The organism is Paenibacillus sp. SC116, from assembly GCF_024733555.1.
Lineage (GTDB): Bacteria > Bacillota > Bacilli > Paenibacillales > Paenibacillaceae > Paenibacillus_B.
In genome coordinates, this window is sequence record NZ_JANIOF010000015.1 from 1 (window position 1) to 1664 (window position 1664).

At 37.7% G+C, this 1664-nt stretch carries 2 protein-coding genes and 1 rRNA gene; 2 read left to right on the top strand and 1 reads right to left on the bottom strand.

The window, feature by feature from the left end; genetic code table 11:
• Window positions 1–378 precede the first annotated feature (378 nt).
• Window positions 379–1035 carry an AraC family transcriptional regulator gene (locus NQ117_RS23930; RefSeq protein WP_309137912.1) on the top strand — a complete coding sequence of 219 codons (657 nt, stop codon included), beginning with the start codon at window positions 379–381 and terminating at the stop codon, window positions 1033–1035.
• A 90-nt stretch (window positions 1036–1125) separates the two neighbouring features.
• Complete coding sequence (locus NQ117_RS24080) at window positions 1126–1251, top strand: GyrI-like domain-containing protein (protein WP_309137913.1); 126 nt, start codon at window positions 1126–1128, stop codon at window positions 1249–1251.
• Between the two features lie 315 nt (window positions 1252–1566).
• Here NQ117_RS24080 and rrf read toward each other — a convergent pair.
• Window positions 1567–1664, bottom strand: a 5S ribosomal RNA gene (gene rrf, locus NQ117_RS23935); the annotation flags it as partial.

Genomic DNA, 1664 nt, shown 5'->3' on the forward strand with positions numbered 1-1664 from the left:
TCAAAGAACAATTTCGCTCCAGATCACTCATCTTACGATTCGTTTTCTTTCGCTCTCGTTCGCCGTGTTTCTCAGTGACGACCTTTATAATATATCATTTTCATTCTTTCGAGTCAAGCTTTTTTTTAAACTTTTTTTGAAGCCTTGTTTTTCAAGTTACTTCAAGTTTTTGTTCTATTCAAGCTTGTCTCAACCGCGCCTCTCGGTGGCGGAGTTATAATATATCATAGTTATTTGTTAAATTGCAATACCTTAATTAAATCCATTTTTATGTAATTAATTAAGGCTAATTTCTATTTATCTGTCTACATACATCACATTATGACCAGCCAATCATTTTTACTATATATACAATTCAATTAAGGAGTGAATACATATATGAACTGGGTGGATTCATTGCAGAAAGAAATTGAGTATACGGAGAATCATTTGCTTGAAGAAATCTCAATTGAACAAATAGCGCATCAAGCTCAGTCATCACCATTTCATTTTCAACGGACATTCTCTATTCTGACAGATATGACCGTTGGTGATTACTTGCGCCGAAGACGCTTGACACTTGCTGCACAGGAACTTGCAACTTCTAATGCCAAGATCATCGATATCGCCTTAAAGTATGGCTATGAAACTCCTGAAGCTTTCGCGAAAGCATTTCGCAAACAGCATAATTTATCACCAAGTAATGTTCGGCAGTGCACTGGAAAACTTAAATCCTACAATTGCCTGGTCATCCAGGTAAATCTGAAAGGAGTAGAACCAATAAATTATCGCATTGTAGATCGAAATAGATTTAAAGTAGTAGGTGTAAAAAGGGAAATTGCTGTTCAGCACACTGAGGATGGGAGTATGAGCGAAATCCCAAAGTTTTGGCAAGATGCTCACGTAAATGGAACTAATGACCTTCTTTTTAGTCTCAATAACGGAGAGATTAAAGGCGTACTCGGCATATGTGTCGATATTGAAAATAAGGGGAAAGACCTGACTGTTATCGACTACTGGATTGGTACAGATTACTTCGGTAATACACCAGAATAACTGCTTGAGCTTGAGATACCAGCTTCAAGGTGGGTAGTTTTTGAAGTACATGGCGCTATGCCAGATGCCATGCAGATGGCTTAGAAAAAAATCACATCAGAATGGCTCCCCTCTAACACTTATCAGCATGCAGGAATGCCAGATTTGGAAGTCTATCCAGAGGGAGATCCAAATAACCCTAATTATTTCTCAGAGATCTGGATACCCGTAATGTAAATTTTATATATAAGTAAGTCCTCATTACCTTGAATATATAAGGGGAATCTTCGGTTTCCCCTTAATGAGCATAATTTAATTATACGGGTAACTGTTTTTATCTGATTTGCTTTCAAACTGACGAAATTTTATATCCAAAATTGAGTTTTGTTATACTCATATACCAAACGTATTCTTCCGCAAAATATAGATGAGCTGTTCTTTGTAATATATTTAATGTCCTACTAAAAATAGCAAGTAAATTGATTAAAGTGTTGGTCATTTTCAATCAAAGAAAGCCCACCGACTTATTACAGTCAGTGAGCTTTTTATTTTGCTTGGCGACGTCCTACTCTCCCGGGACCCTGCGGTCCAAGTACCATTGGCGCTGGAGGACTTAACGTTCGTGTTCGGGATGGGTACGCGTGGAACCC

What these genes read in the sequence shown, in the direction of transcription:
- NQ117_RS23930 (WP_309137912.1), top strand. Translation starts at nt 379, where the DNA reads ATGAACTGGGTGGATTCATTGCAGAAAGAAATTGAGTATACGGAGAAT.